This is a genomic window from Pseudomonas sp. BAY1663, from assembly GCF_000582595.1.
Classification (GTDB): Bacteria; Pseudomonadota; Gammaproteobacteria; order Pseudomonadales; family Pseudomonadaceae; genus Stutzerimonas; species Stutzerimonas stutzeri_AF.
In genome coordinates this window covers 78,041-101,342 of record NZ_AZSV01000005.1, presented here as the reverse complement: position 1 = coordinate 101,342, position 23,302 = coordinate 78,041, and the positions used below count along the sequence as shown (strand labels likewise).

General features: G+C 65.7%; 15 protein-coding genes and 3 pseudogenes. 12 read left to right on the top strand and 6 right to left on the bottom strand.

The window, feature by feature from the left end; genetic code table 11:
• Positions 1–7: 7 nt before the first annotated feature.
• Positions 8–2,221, top strand: coding sequence for a polyphosphate kinase 1 (gene ppk1, locus BAY1663_RS03080; RefSeq protein WP_037037873.1), 2,214 nt, complete (start codon positions 8–10; stop codon positions 2,219–2,221).
• A 6-nt stretch (positions 2,222–2,227) separates the two neighbouring features.
• Here ppk1 and BAY1663_RS03075 read toward each other — a convergent pair whose 3' ends face one another.
• The gene (locus BAY1663_RS03075) at positions 2,228–3,196 is read right to left on the bottom strand and encodes an AraC family transcriptional regulator (RefSeq protein WP_037037872.1); all 969 of its coding nucleotides are present in this window, start codon (positions 3,194–3,196) and stop codon (positions 2,228–2,230) included.
• Between the two features lie 158 nt (positions 3,197–3,354).
• Here BAY1663_RS03075 and BAY1663_RS03070 point away from each other — a divergent pair, with 158 nt between their 5' ends.
• The 4 genes and pseudogenes from BAY1663_RS03070 (at position 3,355) to BAY1663_RS22915 (ending at position 6,768) form a co-directional block, all read left to right on the top strand.
• The gene (locus BAY1663_RS03070) at positions 3,355–5,535 is read left to right on the top strand and encodes a TonB-dependent siderophore receptor (protein WP_037037871.1); all 2,181 of its coding nucleotides are present in this window, start codon (positions 3,355–3,357) and stop codon (positions 5,533–5,535) included.
• 12 nt (positions 5,536–5,547) lie between these two features.
• Positions 5,548–5,850 (top strand): DUF2218 domain-containing protein, encoded by a 303-nt coding sequence (locus BAY1663_RS03065; protein ID WP_037037869.1) that lies wholly within the window; start codon positions 5,548–5,550, stop codon positions 5,848–5,850.
• A pseudogene (locus BAY1663_RS25780) lies at positions 5,735–6,313 on the top strand (alpha/beta hydrolase); the annotation flags it as partial. The gene BAY1663_RS03065 and the pseudogene BAY1663_RS25780, both read left to right, overlap by 116 nt.
• A 56-nt stretch (positions 6,314–6,369) precedes the next feature.
• Positions 6,370–6,768 (top strand): alpha/beta hydrolase, encoded by a 399-nt coding sequence (locus tag BAY1663_RS22915; RefSeq protein WP_051497058.1) that lies wholly within the window; start codon positions 6,370–6,372, stop codon positions 6,766–6,768.
• A 7-nt stretch (positions 6,769–6,775) separates the two neighbouring features.
• Here the strand turns inward: BAY1663_RS22915 and ppx are convergent.
• A pseudogene (ppx, locus tag BAY1663_RS03055) lies at positions 6,776–8,277 on the bottom strand (exopolyphosphatase).
• 361 nt (positions 8,278–8,638) lie between these two features.
• On the opposite strand from ppx, the gene trxA reads away from it, so the two are divergent.
• The 4 genes and pseudogenes from trxA to BAY1663_RS03035 all read left to right on the top strand — a co-directional run bounded on the left by trxA (position 8,639) and on the right by BAY1663_RS03035 (position 13,098).
• Positions 8,639–8,965, top strand: coding sequence for a thioredoxin TrxA (trxA, locus tag BAY1663_RS03050; protein ID WP_003301063.1), 327 nt, complete (start codon positions 8,639–8,641; stop codon positions 8,963–8,965).
• Positions 8,966–9,204: 239 nt separating this feature from the next.
• On the top strand, positions 9,205–10,464 hold the full coding sequence (gene rho, locus BAY1663_RS03045) for a transcription termination factor Rho (protein ID WP_011911776.1): 1,260 nt from the start codon (positions 9,205–9,207) through the stop codon (positions 10,462–10,464).
• A gap of 123 nt (positions 10,465–10,587) precedes the next feature.
• Positions 10,588–12,053 (top strand): annotated as a pseudogene (gene ubiD, locus BAY1663_RS03040) (4-hydroxy-3-polyprenylbenzoate decarboxylase).
• Positions 12,054–12,126: 73 nt separating this feature from the next.
• Positions 12,127–13,098, top strand: a complete 972-nt coding sequence (locus tag BAY1663_RS03035; RefSeq protein ID WP_037037867.1) for a CDP-6-deoxy-delta-3,4-glucoseen reductase — start codon at positions 12,127–12,129, stop codon at positions 13,096–13,098.
• Positions 13,099–13,313: 215 nt separating this feature from the next.
• Here the strand turns inward: BAY1663_RS03035 and BAY1663_RS03030 are convergent, their stop codons facing one another.
• The 3 genes from BAY1663_RS03030 to BAY1663_RS03020 all read right to left on the bottom strand — a co-directional run bounded on the left by BAY1663_RS03030 (position 13,314) and on the right by BAY1663_RS03020 (position 18,052).
• Entirely contained in the window at positions 13,314–13,979 is a 666-nt protein-coding gene (locus tag BAY1663_RS03030) for an SPOR domain-containing protein (protein WP_037037865.1), read from the bottom strand.
• The gene (gene argS, locus BAY1663_RS03025; RefSeq protein ID WP_037037864.1) at positions 13,980–15,719 is read right to left on the bottom strand and encodes an arginine--tRNA ligase; all 1,740 of its coding nucleotides are present in this window, start codon (positions 15,717–15,719) and stop codon (positions 13,980–13,982) included.
• A 110-nt stretch (positions 15,720–15,829) separates the two neighbouring features.
• Positions 15,830–18,052: a primosomal protein N' gene (locus BAY1663_RS03020; protein WP_037037862.1), complete on the bottom strand. Its 2,223-nt coding sequence runs from the start codon at positions 18,050–18,052 to the stop codon at positions 15,830–15,832.
• Between the two features lie 209 nt (positions 18,053–18,261).
• Between BAY1663_RS03020 and rpmE the strand changes: the two genes are divergently transcribed.
• From rpmE to BAY1663_RS03005, 3 genes are all read left to right on the top strand, one after another.
• Complete coding sequence (gene rpmE / locus BAY1663_RS03015) at positions 18,262–18,474, top strand: 50S ribosomal protein L31 (RefSeq protein ID WP_003301052.1); 213 nt, start codon at positions 18,262–18,264, stop codon at positions 18,472–18,474.
• Positions 18,475–18,512: 38 nt separating this feature from the next.
• Positions 18,513–19,292 carry a thermonuclease family protein gene (locus tag BAY1663_RS03010; protein ID WP_256206516.1) on the top strand — a complete coding sequence of 260 codons (780 nt, stop codon included), beginning with the start codon at positions 18,513–18,515 and terminating at the stop codon, positions 19,290–19,292.
• 162 nt (positions 19,293–19,454) lie between these two features.
• Positions 19,455–20,723 (top strand): malic enzyme-like NAD(P)-binding protein, encoded by a 1,269-nt coding sequence (locus BAY1663_RS03005; protein WP_037037858.1) that lies wholly within the window; start codon positions 19,455–19,457, stop codon positions 20,721–20,723.
• A gap of 64 nt (positions 20,724–20,787) precedes the next feature.
• Here BAY1663_RS03005 and BAY1663_RS03000 read toward each other — a convergent pair whose 3' ends face one another.
• Positions 20,788–23,226, bottom strand: coding sequence for a penicillin-binding protein 1A (locus tag BAY1663_RS03000; RefSeq protein WP_037037857.1), 2,439 nt, complete (start codon positions 23,224–23,226; stop codon positions 20,788–20,790).
• Between the last annotated feature and the right edge of the window lie 76 nt (positions 23,227–23,302).

The following is a 23,302-nucleotide window of genomic DNA, read 5'->3' as shown; positions in this document are numbered from 1 at the left end:
CATAACGATGATCAACCAGGGACTCAGCGAGAAGGAAGTGCAGGACGCTGTCGGTGAACAGCTGGATCAGGCGCTGTCCGAGGTGCTGGCACCGCCGTTGCCCGAGGTGGAGGAGGAGGTGCCGGCCGCGGCGCCGCCGGTGCCGAACCTGGACGACAGCAGCCTCTACATCCATCGCGAGCTGTCGCAGTTGCAGTTCAACATCCGCGTGCTGGAGCAGGCGCTGGACGAGTCCTATCCGCTGCTGGAACGCCTGAAGTTCCTGCTGATCTTCTCCAGCAATCTCGACGAGTTCTTCGAAATCCGCGTGGCCGGGCTGAAGAAGCGGGTCACCTTCGCCCGCGAGCAGGCCGGTGCCGACGGCCTGCAGCCGCACCAGGCGCTGGCGCGCATCGGCGAGCTGGTGCATGGGCAGGTCGACCGCCAGTACGCGATCCTCAACGATGTGCTGCTGCCGGCATTGGCGGAAAACCACATCCGCTTCATTCGCCGCCGGCATTGGACCGCCAAGCTCAAGGCCTGGGTGCGCCGCTACTTCCGCGACGAGATCGCGCCGATCGTCACGCCGATCGGCCTGGACCCGACGCACCCGTTCCCGTTGCTGGTGAACAAGAGCCTGAACTTCATCGTCGAGCTGGAAGGCATCGACGCCTTCGGCCGCGACTCCGGGCTGGCGATCATCCCGGCGCCGCGCCTGCTGCCGCGGGTGATCCGCGTGCCGGAGTCGGTCGGTGGGGCGGGGGACAACTTCGTCTTCCTCTCCTCGATGATCCACGCCCACGCCGACGACCTGTTCCACGGTATGCGGGTCAAGGGCTGCTACCAGTTCCGCCTGACGCGCAACGCCGACCTGTCGGTGGACACCGAGGACGTCGAGGACCTGGCGCGGGCGCTGCGTGGCGAGCTGATCTCGCGGCGCTACGGCGACGCGGTGCGCCTGGAGGTGGCCGACACCTGCCCGCAGCACCTGGCCGACTTCCTGCTCAAGCAGTTCAGCCTCGGCGAGAGCGAGATGTACCGCGTCAACGGCCCGGTCAACCTGACCCGGCTGTTCAGCATCACCGGCCTGGACAGCCACCCCGAGCTGCAATACAGCCCGTTCACGCCGTCGATCCCCAGACTGCTGCAGAACAGCGACAAGATCTTCAGCGTGATCAGCAAACAGGACATCCTGCTGCTGCACCCCTTCGAGTCGTTCACGCCGGTGGTCGACCTGCTGCGCGAGGCGGCCAAGGACCCCTGCGTGCTGGCGATCAAGCAGACCCTGTACCGCTCCGGGGCCAATTCGGAGATCGTCGACGCGCTGGTCGATGCGGCGCGCAGCGGCAAGGAAGTCACCGCGGTGATCGAGCTGCGCGCGCGCTTCGACGAGGAATCCAACCTGCAATTGGCCAGCCGCCTGCAGCAGGCCGGCGCGGTGGTGATCTATGGTGTGGTCGGCTACAAGACCCACGCCAAGATGATGCTGATCCTGCGCCGCGAGAACGGCGAACTGTGCCGCTATGCGCACCTGGGCACCGGCAACTACCACGCGGCCAACGCACGGCTGTACACCGACTACAGCCTGCTGACCTCGGACGATGCGCTGTGCGAGGACGTTTCCAAGCTGTTCAGCCAGCTGATCGGCATGGGCAAGACCATGCGCATGAAGAAGTTGCTGCATGCGCCCTTCACCCTGAAGAAGACCCTGCTCGACCTGATCACCCAGGAAACCCAGCACGCCGCCGAAGGCAAGCCGGCGCACATCATCCTGAAGATCAATGCGCTGACCGATCCGAAGATGATCAAGGCGCTGTACAAGGCCAGCCAGACCGGCGTGCGTGTCGACCTCATCGTGCGCGGCATGTGCTGCCTGCGCCCGGGCATCGCCGGGGTGTCGCACAACATCCAGGTGCGCTCGATCATCGGCCGCTTCCTCGAGCACAGCCGGGTCTTCTATTTCCACAACGACGGCGACGAGAAGCTCTACCTCTCCAGCGCCGACTGGATGGAGCGCAACCTCGACCGGCGGGTGGAAACCTGCTTCCCGGTGGAGGGCAAGAAGCTGGTGACGCGGGTGAAGAAGGAGCTGGAGGGCTTCCTCAGCGACAACACCCAGAGCTGGCTGCTGCAGCCGGACGGCAGCTACCTGCGCAACAGCCCCAGCGGTAACCAGAACCCGCGCAACGTGCAGAACATGCTGCTGGAGCGCTTGACCGGCCCGCAGGGCAGCACCCGCTGAGCGACATCAGAGCCTGGGCCTGACCTGCTTGGGCGTCAGGCCGAAGGCGCGCTTGAAGGCCGTGGAGAAGTTCGCGGCGCTGCTGTAGCCGGCCAGCCAGGCGGCCTGGCCGACACTGACGCCCTGGCGCTCCAGCGCTTCGCGTGCCTGCTGCAGCTTGCGCCGGCGTTGATACTCGAACAGCGATACGCCCTGGGCGGCCTGGAAATGCCGCTGCAGGGTACTGGCGTTGGTTCCCACTTCACGGGCGATCCGCTCCAGCGACCAGCCATCGGCGCTGTCGCTGTGCAGCAGTTCCAGCGTTCGCCTGATCCGCGCCATTTCCTGTGGACGCAGGCCCCGGCCCGCCCGGGGCGATTGCCGGGCCAGCAGGCTCAGCGCCTCGTTGGCGATCTCCAGTGCGCGGCTTTCCAGGTACAGGCGCTGCAACAGACCGGGGGCCTGTTGCGGGGCGAGGACCTGCTCGGCCAGCGCCAGCAGGCGCGGGGACGGTTGCCACTGCCGGAGCATGAAGGTGTCGCGCTCCAGATCGATGAGCTCGTGCAGGGCTTCATGGCTGTCGAAACCGCCGGCTTCGAACCAGTCCGGCGTCAGGCTCACCGAGACCTTGCGTATCCGTTGGCCGCGGCGTGCCTGGCGGCTGAACTGGGTAGGCCGCCCCAGGGCGATGGTCACGCCCTGGGCGGCGGCGTCCGGGCCCGTGCCGAGGTGGAACCTGTGCTCGTCGAAACCGACATCGTTGCCGCCTTCGAGAAACAGGATGAAATTGATGTGCGGCGCCGTCTGTACCTGGGTGGTGAAGTGATGCAGCTCCACGCAGTCGGAGCAGTGTAGCGACAGCCCGCTGCGTAGCTTCAGCCAGCTCAGGCGTCCCTCGAACAACCGGTCCTGGCAGGGCTCTCTTTCCGTCAGGCGCAGTGGCATTCCCACCCGGGCGCCCAGCTCGCTGGCCCTGACGACGCCTCGTTCGTTCATTCATCCCCCCGTTGCGGTTTGCGCAAAGAAACAATCCGTTTCAACAAACCTACTGCCGCACCGACCGTGCAAGACTACTGCCGCTCAAATGTTGTTGCAAATAATTCGCATTAAGAAGAGTCTCCGCCGTTCGGTGTGTGGGCTCGGGGGAGGGCAGCATGTCATCGCATCAATCGTTCACCATTACCCGCCTGGCGCTTGCCGTCGCGCTGGCCATGCCGCTCCATGCCTGGGCCGAGGAGCCCCTGGCGCTGGACGACGACTATGTCCTGGCCACCGCCCGGGAGGAGCTGAAGCAGGCGCCCGGCGTGTCGATCATCACGGCCGAGGACTTGCGCAAAAGTCCGCCGGCGAACGATCTGGCCGAGATCATCCGTCGCCAGCCGGGGGTCAACCTGACCGGCAACAGCAGCTCCGGTGCGCGCGGCAACAACCGGCAGATCGACATTCGCGGCATGGGCCCGGAGAACACCCTGATCCTGATCGATGGCAAGCCCATCGCCTCGCGCAATGCGGTGCGCTACGGTTGGCGCGGCGACCGTGATACCCGCGGCGACACCAACTGGGTCCCGGCCGACCAGGTCGAGCGCATCGAGGTGCTCCGCGGGCCGGCGGCGGCCCGCTACGGCAGCGGCGCGGCCGGTGGCGTGATCAACATCGTGACCCGCCAGGCCGGCGTCGAGCAGCACGGCAGCCTGACCCTGTACCAGAACTTCCCGAGCCATGCCGAAGAGGGCGCCACGCGGCGGGCGACCTTCGGGCTCAACGGGCCGCTCGGCGAGAGCCTGTCGTACCGCATATACGGCAACGTCGCCCGCACCGACGCCGACGACGAGGACATCAACCGGGGGCACGAGATCGGCAACTACACCACGGCCGGCCGCGAGGGCGTGCGCAATCGCGACGTCAACGGCGTGCTCGCCTGGCGCATGGCGCCGGAACAGGTTCTCGAGCTGGAGGCCGGCTTCGGTCGCCAGGGCAACATCTATGCCGGTGACAGCATGAACAATGTCGCCTCGGCATCGCTGGAAGCCTACCGCGCGCCCTGGATCGGCCGCGAGACCAATACGCTGTACCGCCAGAACTACGCGATGACCCATCGGGGCGAATGGGATTTCGGCAGCACGCTGAACTACCTGCAATACGAACAGACGCGCAATGCCCGCCTGCGCGAGGGGCTGGCCGGCGGCCCAGAAGGCAACATCAACAGCGACCAGTTCGGCACCATCCACCTCGATACGCTGACCGCCCACAGCGAGGCGAGCCTGCCCCTGAGCTTCGGTGTCGAGCAGATGCTCACCTTCGGCGCCGAGTTCAGCGAGCAGAAGCTCGAGGACGGCGTATCGGACCTCACCGCGGCCAGCAACATCGCCAACCCGGCCGGCGGGCTGGATAGCAAGATGGCGATGCGCATCCTGTCGTTCTTTATCGAAGACAACATCGAACTGCGCCCCGGTACCATCCTCACCCCCGGGCTGCGCTTCGATCACAACGACCAGACGGGCGACAACTGGAGCCCGGCGCTGAACTTGTCGCAGATGCTCAGCGACACCCTCACCCTCAAGGCCGGTATCGCACGGGCCTACAAGGCGCCCAACCTCTACCAGCTCAACCCCGGCTATGCGCTGTACAGCGCCGGCAACGGCTGCTGGGCCTACAGCGGTACCGGCTGCTTCCTGCTGGGCAACGAGAACCTCGAAGCGGAAACCAGCGTGAACAAGGAGTTGGGCATCGAGTACCGCCAGGGCGGCTGGAGCGCCAGCGCAACCTGGTTCCGCAACGACTACCGCAACAAGATCGAGGCCGGACGCAGACCGGTCGGCACCTATTTCACCCGCGGCGCCGAGCAGGACGTGTATCTCTGGGAGAACGTGCCGCGGGCGGTGGTGGAAGGGATCGAAGGCAGCCTGGGCGTGCCGCTGGCCGACGACCTGCGCTGGACCACCAATCTCACCTGGATGCTCGATTCGGAAAACAAGGAAACCGGCGAGCCGCTGTCGATCATCCCGGAATTCACGCTCAACTCGACGCTGGATTGGCAGGCGAGCGCCCCCTTGTCGCTGCAGGCGCGCGTGACCTGGTACGGCCGGCAGACACCCGGCAAGTACGGCTACCAGGGCGTGGCGCTCAGCGGCGATGCGCGGCGCGAGATTCCGCCCTATGCGCTGGTCGGTCTCAGCGGCACCTATGAACTGAGCCGGAACCTGAGCCTGAGCGCCGGGATAGACAACCTTTTCGACAAGCGCCTGTACCGCGAGGGGAATGCCGTGGTGGCCGGTGCCTATACCTACAACGAGCCCGGTCGGACCTTCTTCACCAGCATCAGCACCACGTTCTAGACGGAGACCCGCATGATTCGTTTCCACGGGCAGGCGGCCACGCACAATGCCGGTCTGCTGATCGGCAGGCTGTGCCGGCACTTCCACCACAAGGGCAGCATCGAAACGATGGAAGATGGCGCGCAGGTCCGCTTCGATTTCGGTCAATGCCGGATGCGCGCCGTTGCCGAGCATCTGCTGCTCGATTGCCAGGTAGCGGATGAGCCGGCCGGGCAACGCATGCGGTTCGTGCTGGAGGACCATCTGCTGCGTTTCGCCCGCCACGAGACGCTCCAGCTCGAATGGCAGGCAGCGCCGCTGGAGGATGACGCGTGAGGCGCTGGGCCTGTGGGCTGCTGGCGCTGCTGCCGGCCCTCGCCGGTGCGGCGCCCGGGGCGAAGCCGGGCTGGGCCGAGGCGACCCTGCCTACGGTGAGCAGCGCGACGTCACCTCTCGCCAAGGTCGCCACTACCGCATCTACCTGTCGCGCCCGCAGCTGCCACCGCCGGCGGGCGGTTATCCCGTGCTCTATGTGCTCGACGGCAATGCGCTGTTCCCCCTGCTGGCCATGCAGGCGCGGGCGCTGGAGATGCGCGTCGCGGTCAATGGCGCCGAGCCGGTGCTGGTGGTGGGGATCGGTTATCCGGGCGATGCGCTGTACGACGTCGCCGCGCGTGCCAAAGACTACACGCCGCCGACGGCGGGTCTCGGCGACAGCGGCGACCGCCTGAGCACCGCGCGTGGCGGTGCCGAGCGCTTCCTGGATTTCATCGAGCGCGAGGTCAAGCCACTGGTACAGGCACGCTACCCGGTCGATCGCTCACGCCAGACCCTGTTCGGCCACTCCTATGGGGCTTGTTCACGCTCTATACGCTGTTCAATCGGCCGGCCAGCTTCCAGGCCTACATCGCCGCCAGCCCTTCGCTGTGGTGGGGAAAGGGCGCCATCTTCGACGATCTGCAGCGTTTCTCGGAATCCCGGCAGGCGCTGGATGCGCGACTCTACCTGGCTGTCGGCGGGGCCGAGCAGCCGCGAGGCGATGTCGAGCCGACCACGCCGCGCCAGCGTCATCTTGCCGAGCGGCGCATGCTGGACAACCTGCGGCAACTGGCCGAGCGGCTGGCGCCGTTGCGCGAGCGGGGGCTGGCCAGCGAGCTGCATGTGCTGGACGGTGAAAATCACGGCAGCAGCGCGATCGTGGTATCCACTCGGGCCCTGCCGTTCGCCCTGGGCAAGGGGCCCATCGAGCCCTGAGCCGGCCTCACTTCATCCGCAGTTGGTAGCCGACCCGCGCGAGCCAGGCGGCTTCGGTCTCGAAGTCGGCGCGGGTCAGCGGGTTGGCGCTCAGCCAGCCGGCCGGGAAGACCAGTTCCAGGGCGCGCTCGCTGGCCTTCAGCTGTACCTCGGAAACGGCATTGGCGCCGCGGATATGGTGGAACAGGATGGCGAAGCGCAGGAGGATGCACAGGCGCACCAGGGCATCGGCGTCGGCGCCGATCTCGCCGAACTTGTCCTGCGGGATGTTGCGCCGGTGGCCGCGTACCAGCAGCGCCAGCATCAGCTGGTCCTGGCGGGAGAAGCCGGGCAGGTCGGAATGCTCGATCAGGTAGGCGCCGTGCTTGTGGTAGTGGTAGTGGCAATGTCCAGCCCCACCTCGTGCACCCGCGCGGCCCATGCCAGCAACTCGCGGTGCCAGTCCTGGTCGAGGTTCCAGGCCTCGGCGACCTGGTCGAAGGCCTCCAGCGCCTTGGCCTCGACCCGCGCGGCCTGCTCCGTGTCGACGTGGTAGCGCTCCATGAGAAAACTCAGCGAGCGGTCGCGCACGTCCTCGTCGTGGTGGCGGCCCAGCAGGTCGTACAGCACCCCTTCGCGCAAGGCACCCTCGGAATGGGTCATGCTCTGCAGCTCGAGGGCGTCGAAGATGGCCTCGAGGATCGCCAGGCCGGCGGGGAATACGCCGCGCCGGTCCGGCTTGACGCCGTCGATGTCGATCTTCTCCACGTCGCCCAGCTTGAACAGCTTGCGCTTGAGCCAGCCGAGGCCTTCGCCATTGACCTCGCCGTTGCCGTAGCCGCCGGCCTTGATCGCCAGCCCCACCGCGCGGATGGTGCCGGAGGCGCCGATCGACTCCTGCCAGCCGAGCCGGCGCAGGCCGTGCTCGATACCCATCAGCTCGACGCGCGCCGCGGTGTAGGCCTGGGCATAGCGCGCCGGGGTGATCTTGCCGTCGCGGAAGAACCGCTGAGTGTAGCTGACGCAACCCATCTGCAGGCTTTCGCGCAGTTGCGACTCGAAGCCTTCGCCGATGATGAACTCGGTGCTGCCGCCGCCGATGTCGGCCACCAGGCGCTTGCCTGGGGCACCGGGGAAGGTGTGCGACACGCCGAGGTAGATCAGGCGGGCCTCTTCCCGACCGGAGATGACCTCGACCTGGTGGTTGAGGATTTCCTCGGCGAGGCGGATGAAGGTGGCGCGGTTGCGCGCCTCGCGCAGGGCGTTGGTGCCGACGATGCGCACCGCGCCCTGGGGCAGGTGGTTGACCAGTTGGGCGAAGCGCCGCAGGCAGTCGAGCCCGCGTTGCATCGCCGCCTCGTCGAGCAGGCGGTTCTCGTCGATGCCAGCCGCCAGCTGTACCTTTTCGCCAAGCCGTTCGAGGATGCGCATCTCACCATTGCTGGTGCGTGCCAGCACCATGTGAAAACTGTTCGAGCCCAGATCGAGGGCGGCGATCATGGGGAAACTTTCGGCGGGGGAGTGGGGCATGATAACGGCGTCTCGTTCGATTACGGCGCCATCGTGCCACGTGTGGGCGGATGAGCCAACGCAAATGGGCGCCGCGTGACGTCCGTCTGGATCATCGGCTGCGCCTGGAACAGAGCCGGAAGGCAGTGTCGCAGCGTCCGCTCGTCGCAGGCGTTGTCACAGCGCCGCCGCGAGTCGTCGCGAGACGTTGAACGGGTGTGCGAAGGCGGTGCGGCGCCAGGCGGTGGGTTCGCCAGGCCTGGCGATTGAAGAGTAAAGTATCGGCTTCATTGGGCGGCTCAATCGCTCCGCGCCTTCCGGTGCGGCTGAAGCCGGGCTATGATGTCGCCACTTTTTTGCTTCCGAATCACGGAGACTTCCCATGAGCGAATTCATCACCAAAGTCAGCGATGCCAGCTTCGAGCAGGACGTCCTCCAGGCGGATGGCCCGGTGCTGGTCGATTACTGGGCCGAGTGGTGCGGTCCCTGCAAGATGATCGCTCCGGTACTCGACGAGATCGCCAAGGATTACGAAGGCAAGCTCAAGGTCTGCAAGCTGAACATCGACGAGAACCAGGAAACCCCGCCGAAGTACGGCGTGCGCGGCATCCCGACGCTGATGCTGTTCAAGAACGGCAACGTCGAGGCGACCAAGGTCGGTGCGCTGTCCAAGTCGCAGCTGGCGGCCTTCCTCGACAGCAACATCTGAGTTCCGGGCCTTCCGGGCCCACTCGAAAAGCCCCCGCAGACGCGGGGGCTTTTTTCATCGGCAGGGTGGACGCTGCGTCTGCACGATGCTAAATTCGGCCTCGCGACCATTTCTTCCGTCGCCCTCTGCATGCCGTCGCCGACGCACTTCAGCCTCATAAAGCACAACGAACCTCGTTCGTCTCCTGCTGCGCGGCTTCTCAAGCTAATCGCTTTCTACATCCTTCCTGATCTCTTTCTATGAATCTGACCGAACTCAAGCAAAAGCCCATCACCGAACTGCTGGAAATGGCCGAACAGATGGGCATCGACAACATGGCCCGTTCGCGCAAGCAGGACGTGATTTTCTCCCTGCTGAAGAAGCACGCGAAGAGCGGCGAGGAAATCTCCGGTGATGGCGTGCTGGAGATTCTCCAGGACGGCTTCGGTTTCCTGCGCTCCGCGGATTCTTCCTATCTGGCCGGTCCGGACGACATCTACGTGTCGCCCAGCCAGATCCGTCGCTTCAACCTGCGCACCGGCGACACCATCGTCGGCAAGATCCGCCCGCCGAAGGAAGGCGAGCGTTACTTCGCCCTGCTCAAGGTCGACTCGATCAACTACGATCGGCCGGAGAACGCGAAGAACAAGATCCTCTTCGAGAACCTCACCCCGCTGTTCCCCAACGAGCGCCTGAAGATGGAAGCCGGCAACGGCTCCACCGAAGACCTCACCGGCCGCGTGATCGACCTCTGCGCGCCGATCGGCAAGGGCCAGCGCGGCCTGATCGTCGCCCCGCCGAAGGCGGGCAAGACCATCATGCTGCAGAACATCGCCAGCAACATCACCCGCAACAATCCCGAGTGCCACCTGATCGTCCTGTTGATCGACGAGCGCCCGGAGGAAGTGACCGAGATGCAGCGCACCGTGCGCGGCGAAGTGGTCGCCTCCACCTTCGACGAGCCGCCGACCCGCCACGTGCAGGTCGCCGAGATGGTGATCGAGAAGGCCAAGCGCCTGGTCGAGCACAAGAAGGACGTGGTCATCCTGCTCGACTCCATCACTCGCCTGGCGCGTGCCTACAACACCGTGATCCCGAGCTCCGGCAAGGTGCTCACCGGTGGTGTCGACGCCCACGCGCTGGAGAAGCCCAAGCGTTTCTTCGGTGCCGCGCGCAACATCGAGGAAGGCGGTTCGCTGACCATCCTCGCCACCGCGCTGGTGGAAACCGGCTCGAAGATGGACGAGGTGATCTACGAGGAATTCAAGGGCACCGGTAACCTGGAGCTGCAGCTGGACCGCCGCATCGCCGAGAAGCGCGTGTTCCCGGCCATCAACATCAACCGCTCCGGCACCCGTCGCGAGGAGTTGCTGACCGCCGAGGACGAGCTGCAGCGCATCTGGATCCTGCGCAAGCTGCTGCACCCGATGGACGAGATCGCCGCCATCGAGTTCCTGCTCGACAAGCTCAAGGACACCAAGACCAACGACGAATTCTTCATGTCCATGAAGCGCAAGTAAGCGACTCGTCGTTGCCAGCAAGGCCGGGGAAACCCGGCCTTCGTCTGTCTGCAGGTTTTGGAAAACCTGACGCAGGGGCTAAACTTTGCGCCCCGACCCTGCCGGCCCATGCGAGGCTCAAGCATGCAGTATCGCGATCTGCGCGACTTTATCAGCGGCCTGGAACAACGCGGTGAGCTCAAGCGCGTCACGGCTGCTGTCTCTCCCGTCCTGGAAATGACCGAAATCTGTGACCGCACCTTGCGCAAGCAGGGCCCGGCGCTGCTGTTCGAGAACCCGACCGGCTTCGACATGCCGGTGCTCGGCAACCTGTTCGGCACGCCGGGACGGGTCGCGTTGGGCATGGGCGCCGAGGACGTCGGCGAGCTGCGCGAGATCGGCAAGCTCTTGGCCTATCTCAAGGAGCCGGAGCCGCCGAAGGGGCTGAAGGATGCCTGGAGCAAGCTGCCGATCTTCAAGAAGGTCATCAGCATGGCACCCAAGGTGCTCAAGGACGCGCCTTGCCAGGAGGTGGTCGTCGAGGGCGACGACGTCGATCTGGCGAAGATTCCGGTGCAGCACTGCTGGCCGGGCGACGTGGCGCCGCTGATCACCTGGGGCCTGACCATCACCAAGGGGCCGAACAAGGAACGGCAGAACCTCGGCATCTACCGCCAGCAGGTGATCGGCCGTAACAAGGTGATCATGCGCTGGCTGAGTCACCGCGGCGGCGCGCTGGATTTCCGCGAATGGTGCGAAAAGTACCCTGATCGACCCTATCCGGTAGCGGTGGCGCTGGGTGCCGATCCGGCGACCATTCTCGGTGCGGTCACGCCGGTGCCCGATACGCTCTCCGAGTACGCCTTCGCCGGCCTGCTGCGCGGCTCGCGCAGCGAGCTGGTCAAGGCCATCGGCTCCGAACTGCAGGTGCCGGCCTATGCCGAGATCGTCCTCGAAGGGCATATCCATCCCGGCGAGATGGCCGATGAGGGGCCTTACGGCGACCATACCGGCTACTACAACGAGGTGGATCGCTTCCCGGTGTTCACCGTCGAGCGCATCACCCACCGCAGGAATCCGATCTACCACAGCACCTATACCGGGCGTCCGCCGGATGAGCCGGCGATTCTCGGTGTGGCGCTGAACGAGGTGTTCGTGCCGATCCTGCAGAAGCAGTTTCCGGAGATCGTCGACTTCTATCTGCCGCCGGAAGGCTGCTCCTACCGCATGGCGGTGGTGACGATGAAGAAGCAGTACCCCGGCCACGCCAAGCGGGTGATGCTCGGCGTGTGGAGCTTCCTGCGGCAGTTCATGTACACCAAGTTCGTCATCGTCACCGATGACGACATCGATGCCCGCGACTGGAACGACGTGATCTGGGCCATCACCACACGCATGGACCCAAGCGCGACACGGTGATGATCGACAACACGCCGATCGACTACCTGGATTTCGCCTCGCCGGTTTCCGGCCTGGGCTCGAAGATGGGCCTGGACGCGACGCACAAGTGGCCGGGCGAGACCAGCCGCGAGTGGGGGCGGGCCATCGTCCAGGACCCGGCGATCAAGCAGCGGGTCGATGAACTCTGGTCGCAGCTGGGTATCGACTGACATAACCGAAGAGGCGGGCTCGAGCCCACCCGAAGCCTTGGCGGGTTATCCCGTTCACAGAAAAGACGTGCAGATGAAAGTGACCTTGCAGCCATCCGGCGCCGTACTCGAAGTCCGGCCCGGCGAACGCATCCTCGACGCCGCCAAGCGCCTGGGCTACGAATGTCCGCAGAGCTGCCGCAACGGCAATTGCCATATCTGCGCCTCGCTGTTGGTCGAAGGCCGTGTGCGCCAAGGCGGTGAGGTGCGCGATCATGGCGAGCTGCTGGCTTGCCTGGCCGAGCCGCTGGAAGACTGTGTACTGCACTGGGACGGCGTGCTGGCGCCCGGCGAGCTGCCGGTGCGCGAGCTGAGCTGCCAGTTGAGCGCTTACGAGGAGGTCGGCGGCGACGTGGTGCGTCTGCGCTTGCGCCTGCCGGCCGGGCGGCAGCCACGCTACTACGCCGGGCAGTACCTGTTGCTGCAGCGCGAGGATGGCGAGTGGTCGGCGTTCTCCCTGGCTTCCGCCCCGGACAGCGGGCGCGAGCTGGAGCTGCACGTGCTGGCGCGCGAGGAGTCGGCCATCGAGCTGCTGGCCTTCCTGCGCCGGCAGGGCTTCGCCCGCGTGCAGTTGCCGTTCGGCGATACCCACCTGGCCGAGCTGCCGGACGGCCCGCTGGTGCTGGTCGCGGCCGGTACCGGCATGGCGCAGATGCACAGCCTGATCGAGTACTGCCGTGCCGCCGGTTTCAGCCATCCGGTACATCTGTATTGGGGCGTGCGCCGGCCGGAAGATTTCTACCGGCTGCCGCACTGGGAGGAATGGCAGGGCATGGGCAACCTGCATCTGCACCGGGTAGTCAGCGATGTCTGTGGCTGGGAAGGCCGCTGCGGGCTGCTGCACGAGGCAATTCGCGAGGACTTCAGCGATCTCAAGCCGCTGCACGTGTATGCCAGCGGCTCGCCGGCGATGGTCTACGGCACCCTGGATGCGCTGGTGGCGGCTGGGATGGACCCGCACCAGATGCGCGCCGACGTGTTCGCCTACGCACCGCGAGAAAGCTGAGCGGAGTTTCCTCTGTTCCCAATAACAAGGGCTGAGTTGGCTGTTGCGGATGGACGTACCCCTGTAGGAGCGGGCCATGCCCGCGAAGCTTTGCGCGCTGGAATATTCGCGGGCATGGCCCGCTCCTACGGACGTTCAGAATACCTCGACACTTCGAGCAACACGCAATTGGGACAGAGCCATAAAAAACGCCGGGTCATGCCCGGCGTGTTCGTTCAGTGCGTCTGGCGTTGCTGCAACAGCAGATTCTTGTAGCCGCTGGCGGCCAGTGTCTTCTGCGCCGCGTTCAGTTGCTCGCGGCTGCTGAACGGGCCGACCAGCACGCGATACCAGGGTTCGTCGCGCACCTTGACGTTCTCCACGCGCACATCCTGGCCGAGCAGGATGATCTGTGCGCGCACGCGGTCGGCTTCGGCCTGCTGGCGGAACGAGCCGGCCTGCAGGAAGAACTGCGTCACCGGCGCCTTGGCCACGGTCGGCGGCGGAGGCGGGACCTGGCCGTTGAGTGCGGCCTGGGCCCGCGCCTCGTCGATCCGGGCCGCTTCCTCCGGCGTCACCGGCTTGCTTGGCGGTTCTGGCTGCTTGGTTTCCGGCGGCAGAATGACTTCCGACTCCGGCAGCAGCGTATAGAAGTCGTACTTCGGCTTCGGCGGCTGCTCGCCGGCCGGGCTGCGCTTGGGTGGCTCCTTGGCCGTGGCCTTGGGGGCTTCCTTGGCGCGCTTGATCTCGTCGCCGCCGGGCTCCAGGTTCATCAGGAACATGATGAAGCCACCGATCACCAGCCCGCAGACCAGCCAGATCCAGCCGGGTACGGCTTTCTTCGCGGGGGCTTGGTAGCGACTGGCGCCCCGTTTGGGCGCGGCTTTCTTGCGTGCGGCCACTTACATCCGCTCCAGAGGTTCCAGGCCGAGCAGTTCCAGGCCCTGCTTGAGCGTCTTGCCGGTCAGGGCCGCCAGGCGCAGGCGGCTCTGCTTCTGTTCTTCGTTATCGGCAGCGAGGATCGGGCAGTGTTCGTAGAAGCTGGAGAACAGCCCGGCCAGGTCGTAGAGGTAGCTGCACAGCAGGTGTGGCTCGCCCTTCTCGCCGACATTGTTGAGCAGTTCACCGAACTGCGCCAGCTTCGCCGCCAGGGCCAGTTCCTGCTCGGCGTCGAGACGGATGCGACCGTCGATCTCGTCGATGCCCTTGCCCAGCTTGCGGAACACGCTGGCCACGCGGGTGTAGGCATAGAGCAGGTAGGGTGCGGTGTTGCCTTCGAAGCTCAGCATCAGCTCGAAATTGAAGCGGTAGTCGCTGGTGCGGTGCTTGGACAGGTCGGCGTACTTCACCGCGCTGATGCCCACGGCACGGGCGATCTGGCGCAGCTCGGCCTCGTCGAGCTGCGGGTTCTTGTCCTTGACCAGGGCATAGGCGCGCTGCTCGGCTTCGTCGAGCAGGTCGATCAGCTTCACCGTGCCGCCATCGCGGGTCTTGAACGGTCGGCCATCGGCGCCGTTCATGGTGCCGAAGCCCATGTGCTCGAGCTGCATGCCGGCGTGGACGAAGCCGGCGCGGCGCGCCACTTCGAAAGCCATCTGGAAGTGCAGGGCCTGGCGCTGGTCGACGAAATACAGCACGCGGTCGGCATGCAGCACCTGGCTGCGGTAGCGCATGGCGGCCAGGTCGGTGGTGGCATAGAGATAGCCGCCGCCAGCCTTCTGCACGATCACCGGCAGCGGGTTGCCCTCGGCATTCTTGAACTCGTCGAGGAAGACACACTGGGCGCCATTGTCCTCGGTGAGCAGGCCCTTCTCGCGCAGAGCCTCGACGATACCCGGTAGCTCGGCGTTGTAGGCGCTCTCGCCCTTGACGTCGGCGGGGCTGAGCTTGACGTTGAGGCGGTCGTAGATCTTCTGGCAGTGCGACAGCGAGATGTCGTTGAAGCGTGTCCACAGGCGCAGGCAGTCGGCATCGCCCGCCTGCAGCTTGACTACCAGCTCGCGGGCGCGGTCGGCGAACGCAGCGGACTCGTCGAAGCGCTGCTTGGCGGCACGGTAGAACTGTTCCAGGTCGGCCAGTTCGCTTTCCGCCGCCGCCGGCTTTTCCTCGAGATAGGCCAGCAGCATGCCGAACTGGGTGCCCCAGTCGCCGACGTGGTTCTGGCGGATCACCTCGTCGCCGAGAAACTCCAGCACCCGGCCCACCGCATCGCCGATGATGGTCGAGCGCAGGTGGCCGACGTGCATTTCCTTGGCTAGGTTCGGCGATGAGAGGTCGATCACCACGCGCTGCGCGGCGGCCGCCTTGCGCACCGCCAATTGCGGGTCGGCCAGCGCGGCTTCGAGGCGTCCGGCCAGGGCGTCGCTGTTCTGGAAGAAATTCAGGAAGCCGGGCCCGGCGATCTCCACCTTGCTGATCTGCGCGTCCTGCGGCAGCGCGGCGATCAGCTTTTCAGCCAGCTCGCGCGGCTTCAGCCCGGCCGGCTTGGCCAGCATCATGGCGATGTTGCTGGCGAAGTCGCCGTGGCTCTTGTCCTTGGTGTTTTCCACCTGGATCGCCGGCGTCAGGCCTTCGGGCAGCACGCCGTCGTCGGTCAGGCGGGCGAGGGCTTGCTGGATCAGGTGGCGAATGCTGTCTTTCATGGTCGGCTCGGTCCGCAAGAGTGCGCGAAAACCCGGCATTATCGGGGCGCGATGGGGGTTGCTTCAAGTTGCGCGGCGACCGAGGGTGGAAAAGGCGGGTTCGGGGGCATTCAGAACAGGTCGATCGGATCCACGTCCAGGCTCCAGCGCACCGCGCGGCTGCCGGGCAGTTGCTCGACATACGGCAGCCAGGCGCTCATCAGGCGGTGCAGCGGCGCGCGGGCACTACCCTGCAGGAGCAGTTGCGCGCGGTAGCGGCCGGCGCGGCGTTCCATGGGCGCGGGGATGGGGCCGAGCAGTTCGATGCCGCCGAGCTGCAGTTCGTCGAGCAGGCGCTCGGCCTGGCTGCAGGCGTCGTCGAGGAGCGCCTCGGCCTGTCCGGGCTTGTGCGCTTCGGCACGCAGCAGGGCGAGGTGGCTGAACGGCGGCAGGCCGGCGGCGCGACGTTCGGACAGGGCCTGCTCGGCGAAGGCGAAATAGCCCTGCTCGGTCAGCTGCACCAGCAGCGGGTGGTCGGCCAGGTGCGTCTGGATGATCACCTTGCCCGGCTCCTCGGCACGCCCCGCGCGGCCGGCGACCTGGACGATCAGTTGCGCCATGCGCTCGCTGGCGCGGAAGTCGGCGGAGAACAGCCCGCCATCGGCATCGAGGATCGCCACCAGCGTCACGCGGGGGAAATGGTGGCCCTTGGCGAGCATCTGGGTGCCGACCAGCAGGCAGGGTTCGCCGCGGTTGATGGTGCCGAACATCCGTTCCATCGCGCCCTTGCGCGCGGTGCTGTCGCGGTCGATGCGCAGCACCGGATAGTCGGGGAAGAGGATGCCGAGGCGTTCTTCGGCGCGCTCGGTGCCGGCGCCCACCGGCCGCAGGTCGACCCTGCCGCACTCCGGGCAGTTGCGCGGCGGTCGCTCGACGTACCCGCAATGGTGGCAGCGCAGTTCGTTGTGGCGCTGGTGCAGGGTCATGCGCGCATCGCAACGCGGGCACTGGCTGAGCCAGCCGCAGTCATGGCAGAGCAGGGTGGGGGCGAAGCCGCGACGGTTGAGGTAGATCAGCACCTGCTGGCCGGCGGCCAGGGTCTGGCCAATGGCCTGTTGCAGCGGCCCGGAGATGCCGGCATCGAGCGGACGGCTCTTGACGTCCAGGCGCAGGAAGCGCGGCGGCTTGGCGGCGCCGGCGCGCTGGGTCAGCTTGAGCAGTGCGTAGCGGCCCGCGTGGGCGTTGTGCAGGCTTTCCAGCGAGGGTGTGGCGGAGCCGAGCAGGATCGGCAGGTTTTCCTGGCGGGCGCGCAGCAGCGCCAGGTCGCGGGCGTGGTAACGCAGGCCTTCCTGCTGCTTATAGGAGGCGTCGTGCTCCTCGTCGATGATGATTAGCCCGGGGTTCTTCAGCGGCGTGAACAACGCCGAGCGGGTGCCGATGACGATATCCGCCTCGCCGTCGCGGGCGGCGAGCCAGGCGTCGAGGCGTTCGCGATCGTTGATGTTGGAGTGCAGCAGGGCGATTCGCGCGTTGAAGCGCTTCTCGAAGCGCGCGAGGGTCTGGGGCCCGAGGTTGATTTCCGGGATCAGCACCAGTGCCTGCTTGCCGGCCTCCAGTACCTGGTGGATGAGCTGCAGGTAGACTTCGGTCTTGCCGCTGCCGGTGACGCCGGCCAGCAGGAAGGCGCGAAAGCCGCCGAAGCCCGCGCGCACCGCTTCGAAGGCGGCGCGCTGCTGCGGATTCAGGGTCAGCTCCGGCTGCAGCAGCCAGCTGCCGCTGTGGGCGCGGGGCGGGCTGCTGCGGCGCGCTTCGATGCGTACCAGGCCTTTTTCCAGCAGCAGGTCGAGGCTGTCCTTGTTCAGTTGCAGCTTGCCCAGCAACGCATGCGGCAGGCCGTGGGCATGCTGGGCGATGACCTTCAGCGCCTCGCGCTGGCGTGGCGCGCGCGCCAGGCGCGGGTCGTCGAGGCGTGCACCGTCGACGATCCGCCAATAGCGCTCCAGGCGTGCCTCGGCCGGTTCGCCCTGGCGCAGCAGGACCGGCAACGCCCAGTTCAGGGTGTCGCCGAGGCTGTGCTGGTAATACTGTGCGGTCCACAGGCAGAGCCTGAACAGCGACGGCGGCAGGGGCGGCTGACGGTCGAGCAGCTCCAGCGCGGGCTTGAGCTTGTCCTCGGGAACCTCGCTGCGCTCCGCCAGCTCGACCAGAATGCCGACCACCTCGCGCCGGCCGAACGGCACGCGCAGGCGCATGCCCGGCTGCAGGACGCTGCGGGCGATGCCGGCCGGCGGGCGATAGTCGAACAGGCGGCGCAGCGGCGAGGGCAGCGCGAGGCGGAGGATGGTCGAGGGCACGCGGAGATCCTTGTTGGCGAGCGCCGATGGTAAACGATCATGCCGCGCAAAAGCGCCGGGGCGCCGCTTCGTTCGGCTCGGGAACCTTAGGCCGGCACCGCCGGGCGCCTGTGCTTGCATCACCCTAGCGCTCTGGTATGATTCGCGCCCTACTTCGTGCGGTACTCGACATAGGGTCGGGTGGCGGCACGCAATTCAGAGGATTCATCATGAAAGCCGATATCCATCCCAACTACGTCGAAATCGAAGCCACTTGCAGCTGTGGCAACGTCATCAAGACCCGCTCCACGCTGGGCAAGAACCTGAACATCGACGTGTGCTCCGAGTGCCACCCGTTCTACACCGGCAAGCAGAAGGTGCTGGATACCGGCGGCCGCATCGATCGCTTCAAGCAGCGTTTCGGTGTGTTCGGCGCCAAGTAAGCTGGCGCAACGGGAATCCGGTGGGATTTTCCGAGCACATGAAAAAGGCGTCCCTGGTGGGCGCCTTTTTCGTTTCCGTCTTCTGGACTCTTCAGGCGCTGGCTTTCTGTCCGGCAGCGGAGCGTCTGCCGCTGGTGGAGGTCGCGCGCGTCGTCGATGGCGATACCCTGCGCCTCGTGGATGGGCGCAGCGTGCGGCTGATCGGTATCAATACCCCCGAGCGCAGTCGCCATGGGCGCAAGGCCGAGGCCTTCGCCGAAGCGGCCTGGCGCCATCTCGACGCCCTGGTGAAGGGCAATGGCGATCGGGTCGGGTTGAGTGTGGGGCGCGAGCCGCAGGATCGTCACGGGCGCGTGCTCGCGCATGTCTACGATGCGCAGGGTCGCAATCTCGAGGCCGCGTTGCTGGCCGAGGGGCTGGGGTACGCGGTGGCGGTGGCCCCCAATACCGAGCTGGCCGGCTGCCATTGGGCTGCCGAGGAGCATGCCCGCCGGGTTGGGAAAGGCGTATGGCGCAAGCCGGCGCTGCAGACGGCGCATTCGCTGCGCCAGGCCGGTTTCGCTCTGGTCGGCGGCAAGGTCGAGCGGGTCGAGCGCAACCGTGCCGGCTTCTGGCTGGAGCTGGACGGGCCTCTGGTCGTGCACGTGCCGCTGCAGGCTGTCGAAGCGTTCGATGCGCAGCGCCTGTCCGCACTGGCCGGCAAGACCATCGAGGCGCGTGGCTGGGTGGTCGACCGGCGCGGCCGCACCGGCCGCAAGGAGCAGGCGCGCTGGATGTTGCGCCTGACTCACCCGGCTATGCTGAGCATGACGCGCTGACGTGTGAGGCGGCCCGGTCCAGCACTCGGGGCCGCAGCTCTACCGAAAAGTCGTAATCCCCGGGGGCTTGACAGTCCCGTCATCCACTGGCTTGTGAGCGCGCGCATTCTTGGCGTATGCTCGACCGCCTGTCTGTCCCAGTAAAATAAGCGGAAATGCCACATGACTGACCTGAAAACTGCCGCTCTTGACTATCATGCCCAGCCTCGTCCGGGAAAGCTGAGCGTCGAACTGACCAAGCCCACTGCCACCGCTCGTGACCTTTCCCTGGCCTACAGCCCGGGCGTCGCCGAGCCTGTCCGCGAGATCGCCCGTGATCCGGAGCTGGCTTACCGCTATACCGGCAAGGGCAACCTGGTGGCGGTAATCTCCGATGGCACCGCTATCCTCGGCCTGGGTAACCTGGGCCCGCTGGCCTCCAAGCCGGTCATGGAAGGCAAGGGTGTACTGTTCAAGCGTTTCGCCGGTGTCGACGTGTTCGACATCGAAGTCGATGCCGAAAGCCCGCAAGCCTTCATCGATACCGTCAAGCGCATCTCGATCACCTTCGGTGGCATCAATCTGGAAGACATCAAGGCGCCCGAGTGCTTCGAGATCGAGCGTGCACTCATCGAGCAGTGCGACATTCCGGTGTTCCACGACGACCAGCATGGCACCGCGATCGTCACCGCGGCCGGTATGCTCAATGCCCTGGAGATCGCCGGCAAGACCCTCGAGCAAGCCAAGATCGTCTGCCTCGGCGCGGGTGCTGCTGCTACGTCCTGCATGAAGCTGCTGGTGAGCATGGGCGCGAAGATCGAGAACATCTTCATGATCGACCGCAAGGGCGTCATCCATGCCGGGCGCGACGACCTGAACCAGTACAAGGCAGTGTTCGCTCATGAGACGGACAAGCGCACCCTGGATGACGCGCTCGAAGGCGCCGATGTCTTCGTCGGCCTGTCCGGCGCCAACCTGCTGAGCGGCGAGGGCCTCAAGCGCATGGCGCCGAATCCGGTGGTCTTCGCCTGCTCCAATCCGGACCCGGAGATCAGTCCCGAGCTGGCGCATGCCACGCGTTCCGACGTGATCATGGCCACTGGGCGTTCCGACTACCCGAACCAGGTCAACAACGTGCTCGGCTTCCCCTTCATCTTCCGCGGCGCGCTGGACGTTCGCGCCAAGCGCATCAACGAGGAGATGAAGATCGCTGCCGCCCTGGCCTTGCGCGACCTCGCCAAACTGCCGGTGCCGGCGGAAGTCGCCGCCGCCTATGGCGTGGCCGACCTGCAATTCGGCCGCGAGTACATCATTCCGAAGCCGATGGATCCGCGCCTGATCACCCTGGTCTCCGATGCCGTCGCCAAGGCTGCGATCGAGAGTGGCGTGGCGACGCTGCCCTATCCGGCGCACTATCCGCTGAAGTCGGTGAACGACGTATTCGGCGAATAAGACCGGAAAGGTACAAGCCGGAAACAACGAACCCCGCCGCGGCGGGGTTCGTTGTTTCCGGGGCTCAGAATAGATCGAGCGGCGCGGCCTCGTTGGCCGGAAGCGGGCTGCCGGGGGCCTGGTAGCCGGGTTCGAATTCGCCCATGGGGGGTGGCGAATCCTCGCTCTTGAATACCTCGAAATAGGCGTTGGGGGTGCCGGGCGCAGCGGCCCGGCCGCTGACCGGATCGACGCGCAGTTTTAGCAGCCCGTCCGGTTCCGCGGGTGGGTGCTCGGGCATGTCCTTGAGTACGGCGCTCATGTAGTTCATCCAGATGGGCAGGGCCACAGTGCCGCCATACTCATGGCGGCCGAGGCTCTGTGGCTGGTCGAAGCCGGCCCAGACGGTGGTGACGATATCGGCGTTGTAGCCGGAGAACCAGCTGTCGATCGAATCGTTGGTGGTCCCGGTCTTGCCGGCGATGTCCTCGCGCCCCATGGCCAGTGCCCGGCGGCCGGTGCCGCGCTTGATCACGTCCTGCAGCATGCTGGTCATGATGTAGGCGGTGCGTTCATCGAGGATCTGCTCGGCGAAACGCGGTTCCTGCTCGGGCTTTTCGCTGCCCTGTCCGGGGTTGAAGGCTGGCGTCGGTGCGGCGATGACTTCGACGTCGGAAGCGACGGCTGCCACCTCTTCCCCGTGGGGAACGCGCACGGGGTTGGCCTCGAACAGCAGGGTACCTTCGCGGTCTTCGATTCGCTGGATCAGATAAGGCTCGATCTTGTAGCCACCATTGGCGAAGCTCGTCCAGCCGGTGGCGATCTCCATCGGGGTCAGCGTTGCCGTGCCCAGCGCGAGGGAAAGATTGCGCGGCAGGTCCTGCGGGTTGAAACCGAAGCGACTGATGTAGTCGATGGTGTGATCGATACCGATGGTTTGCAGCAGCCGGATCGATACCAGGTTGCGTGATTTGTAGAGCGCCTCGCGCAAGCGGATCGGGCCGAGGAACGTATTGTTGTCGTTCTTCGGTCGCCAGATGCGGTCCATGCCCCGCTCGACGAAGACGATCGGGGAGTCGTTCACCAGGCTTGCCGCGGTGTAGCCGGCATCCAGTGCCGCACTGTAGATGAACGGCTTGAAGCTCGATCCGGGTTGGCGTTTGGCCTGGATGGCGCGGTTGTAGTTGCTCTGGCCGAAGGAGAAACCGCCGGCCAGCGCCTCGATGGAGCCGTCTTGCGGATCGAGCGAAACCAGTGCGGCCTGCGCCTGTGGAACCTGGCTGAACAGTGGCGTCTCGCCTTGCCAGCGGATACGCACCAGGTCGCCCACCTTCACCACGTCGGCAGGGCGCTGCGGCCTAGGCCCAAGGCTGTTGGTGGCCAGAAAGGGGCGGGCCCACTTCATGCTTTCCCACGCTACCGCATGCTCGCTGCCATCACGGGTGAGAACCAGAATGCCGCTGTTTTCGACCTGCGAGACGATGGCCGGATGCAGTCCGGAAAAGCTTCTGCGCTTGCCCAGCTCCTGCAGCCAGTTATCGCGCGGCTGGTCGGCGAGGCGCGCTTCCGGGCCACGGTAGCCGTGGCGCTGGTCGTATTCGATCAGGCCGCTGTTGAGCGCAGCGTTGGCCGCCTCCTGCCTTTCGCTGGTAACGGTGGTGTATACCCTGAAGCCGTCGGTGTAGGCCGCGCTGCCGTAGCGCCCGACCATCTCCGCCCGAGCCATCTCCGCGATATAGGACGCGTCCAGTTCCGGAGCGGCGCCGTGATAGCGCGCACTCTCCGGCTCGGCCAGCGCCTGCTGATAGCGTGCCTCGTCGATTGAGCCCAGCCGGTACATGCGGCCGATAATCCAGTCGCGCCGCTCCTTGCTGCGGGCCGGATTGACCAGCGGATTGAACGCCGAGGGAGCCTTCGGCAGTCCGGCGATCATCGCCAGCTGGGCGAGGCTCAATTCCGTGATCGGCTTGCCGTAATACACCTGAGAAGCCGCTTCGATGCCGTAGGCGCGGTGGCCCAGGTAGATCTTGTTGACGTACAGCTCGAGAATTTCGTTCTTGCTCAGTTCGCGCTCTATCTGCAGCGCCAGGAGAATCTCGTTGATCTTGCGCGAGAAGCTCCGTTCGCTGGTCAGGAAATAATTCTTCGCCACCTGCATGGTGATGGTGCTACCGCCGGTCTGAATCTGTCCGGTTTTCAATAATTGCGTGGCAGCGCGCATCAGGCCGGTTATGTCGACGCCATAATGATTGGCGAAATTGTCGTCCTCGGCAGCCAGCAGGGCGTGGATGAAGTCCTCGGGGATCTCTTCGAAGCGGATCGGTGAGCGGCGCATCTCGCCGAACTCCGCGATCAGCTTGTCGTCGGCGCTGTAAACGCGCAGTGGAATCTGCAGCTGTATGCTGCGCAGCGAGTCGACCGAAGGGAGGTTCGGGCTCAGATAGAGAAAGGCGCCGGTAACGCTGAGTAATAGTGCGCAGAAAATCGCTAGGCACGACCAAAGGAAAAATTTCAAAAAACGCATCGGGGTTCTTGGAATCCAGGATTTGGGAGGGGGAAATGGCAGACGATGCTGAAAGGGAAAACCGTTCACATTATAA

Bases quoted from the DNA above. Each gene is read 5' to 3' on its own strand.
- BAY1663_RS03000 (WP_037037857.1), bottom strand. From the start codon at position 23,226: ATGCGTTTTTTGAAATTTTTCCTTTGGTCGTGCCTAGCGATTTTCTGC.
- BAY1663_RS03010 (WP_256206516.1), top strand. From the start codon at position 18,513: ATGAAAAAGGCGTCCCTGGTGGGCGCCTTTTTCGTTTCCGTCTTCTGG.
- BAY1663_RS03075 (WP_037037872.1), bottom strand. From the start codon at position 3,196: ATGAACGAACGAGGCGTCGTCAGGGCCAGCGAGCTGGGCGCCCGGGTG.
- BAY1663_RS03065 (WP_037037869.1), top strand. From the start codon at position 5,548: ATGATTCGTTTCCACGGGCAGGCGGCCACGCACAATGCCGGTCTGCTG.
- rpmE (WP_003301052.1), top strand. From the start codon at position 18,262: ATGAAAGCCGATATCCATCCCAACTACGTCGAAATCGAAGCCACTTGC.
- ppk1 (WP_037037873.1), top strand. From the start codon at position 8: ATGATCAACCAGGGACTCAGCGAGAAGGAAGTGCAGGACGCTGTCGGT.
- BAY1663_RS03005 (WP_037037858.1), top strand. From the start codon at position 19,455: ATGACTGACCTGAAAACTGCCGCTCTTGACTATCATGCCCAGCCTCGT.
- BAY1663_RS03070 (WP_037037871.1), top strand. From the start codon at position 3,355: ATGTCATCGCATCAATCGTTCACCATTACCCGCCTGGCGCTTGCCGTC.
- trxA (WP_003301063.1), top strand. From the start codon at position 8,639: ATGAGCGAATTCATCACCAAAGTCAGCGATGCCAGCTTCGAGCAGGAC.
- rho (WP_011911776.1), top strand. From the start codon at position 9,205: ATGAATCTGACCGAACTCAAGCAAAAGCCCATCACCGAACTGCTGGAA.
- argS (WP_037037864.1), bottom strand. From the start codon at position 15,719: ATGAAAGACAGCATTCGCCACCTGATCCAGCAAGCCCTCGCCCGCCTG.
- BAY1663_RS03035 (WP_037037867.1), top strand. From the start codon at position 12,127: ATGAAAGTGACCTTGCAGCCATCCGGCGCCGTACTCGAAGTCCGGCCC.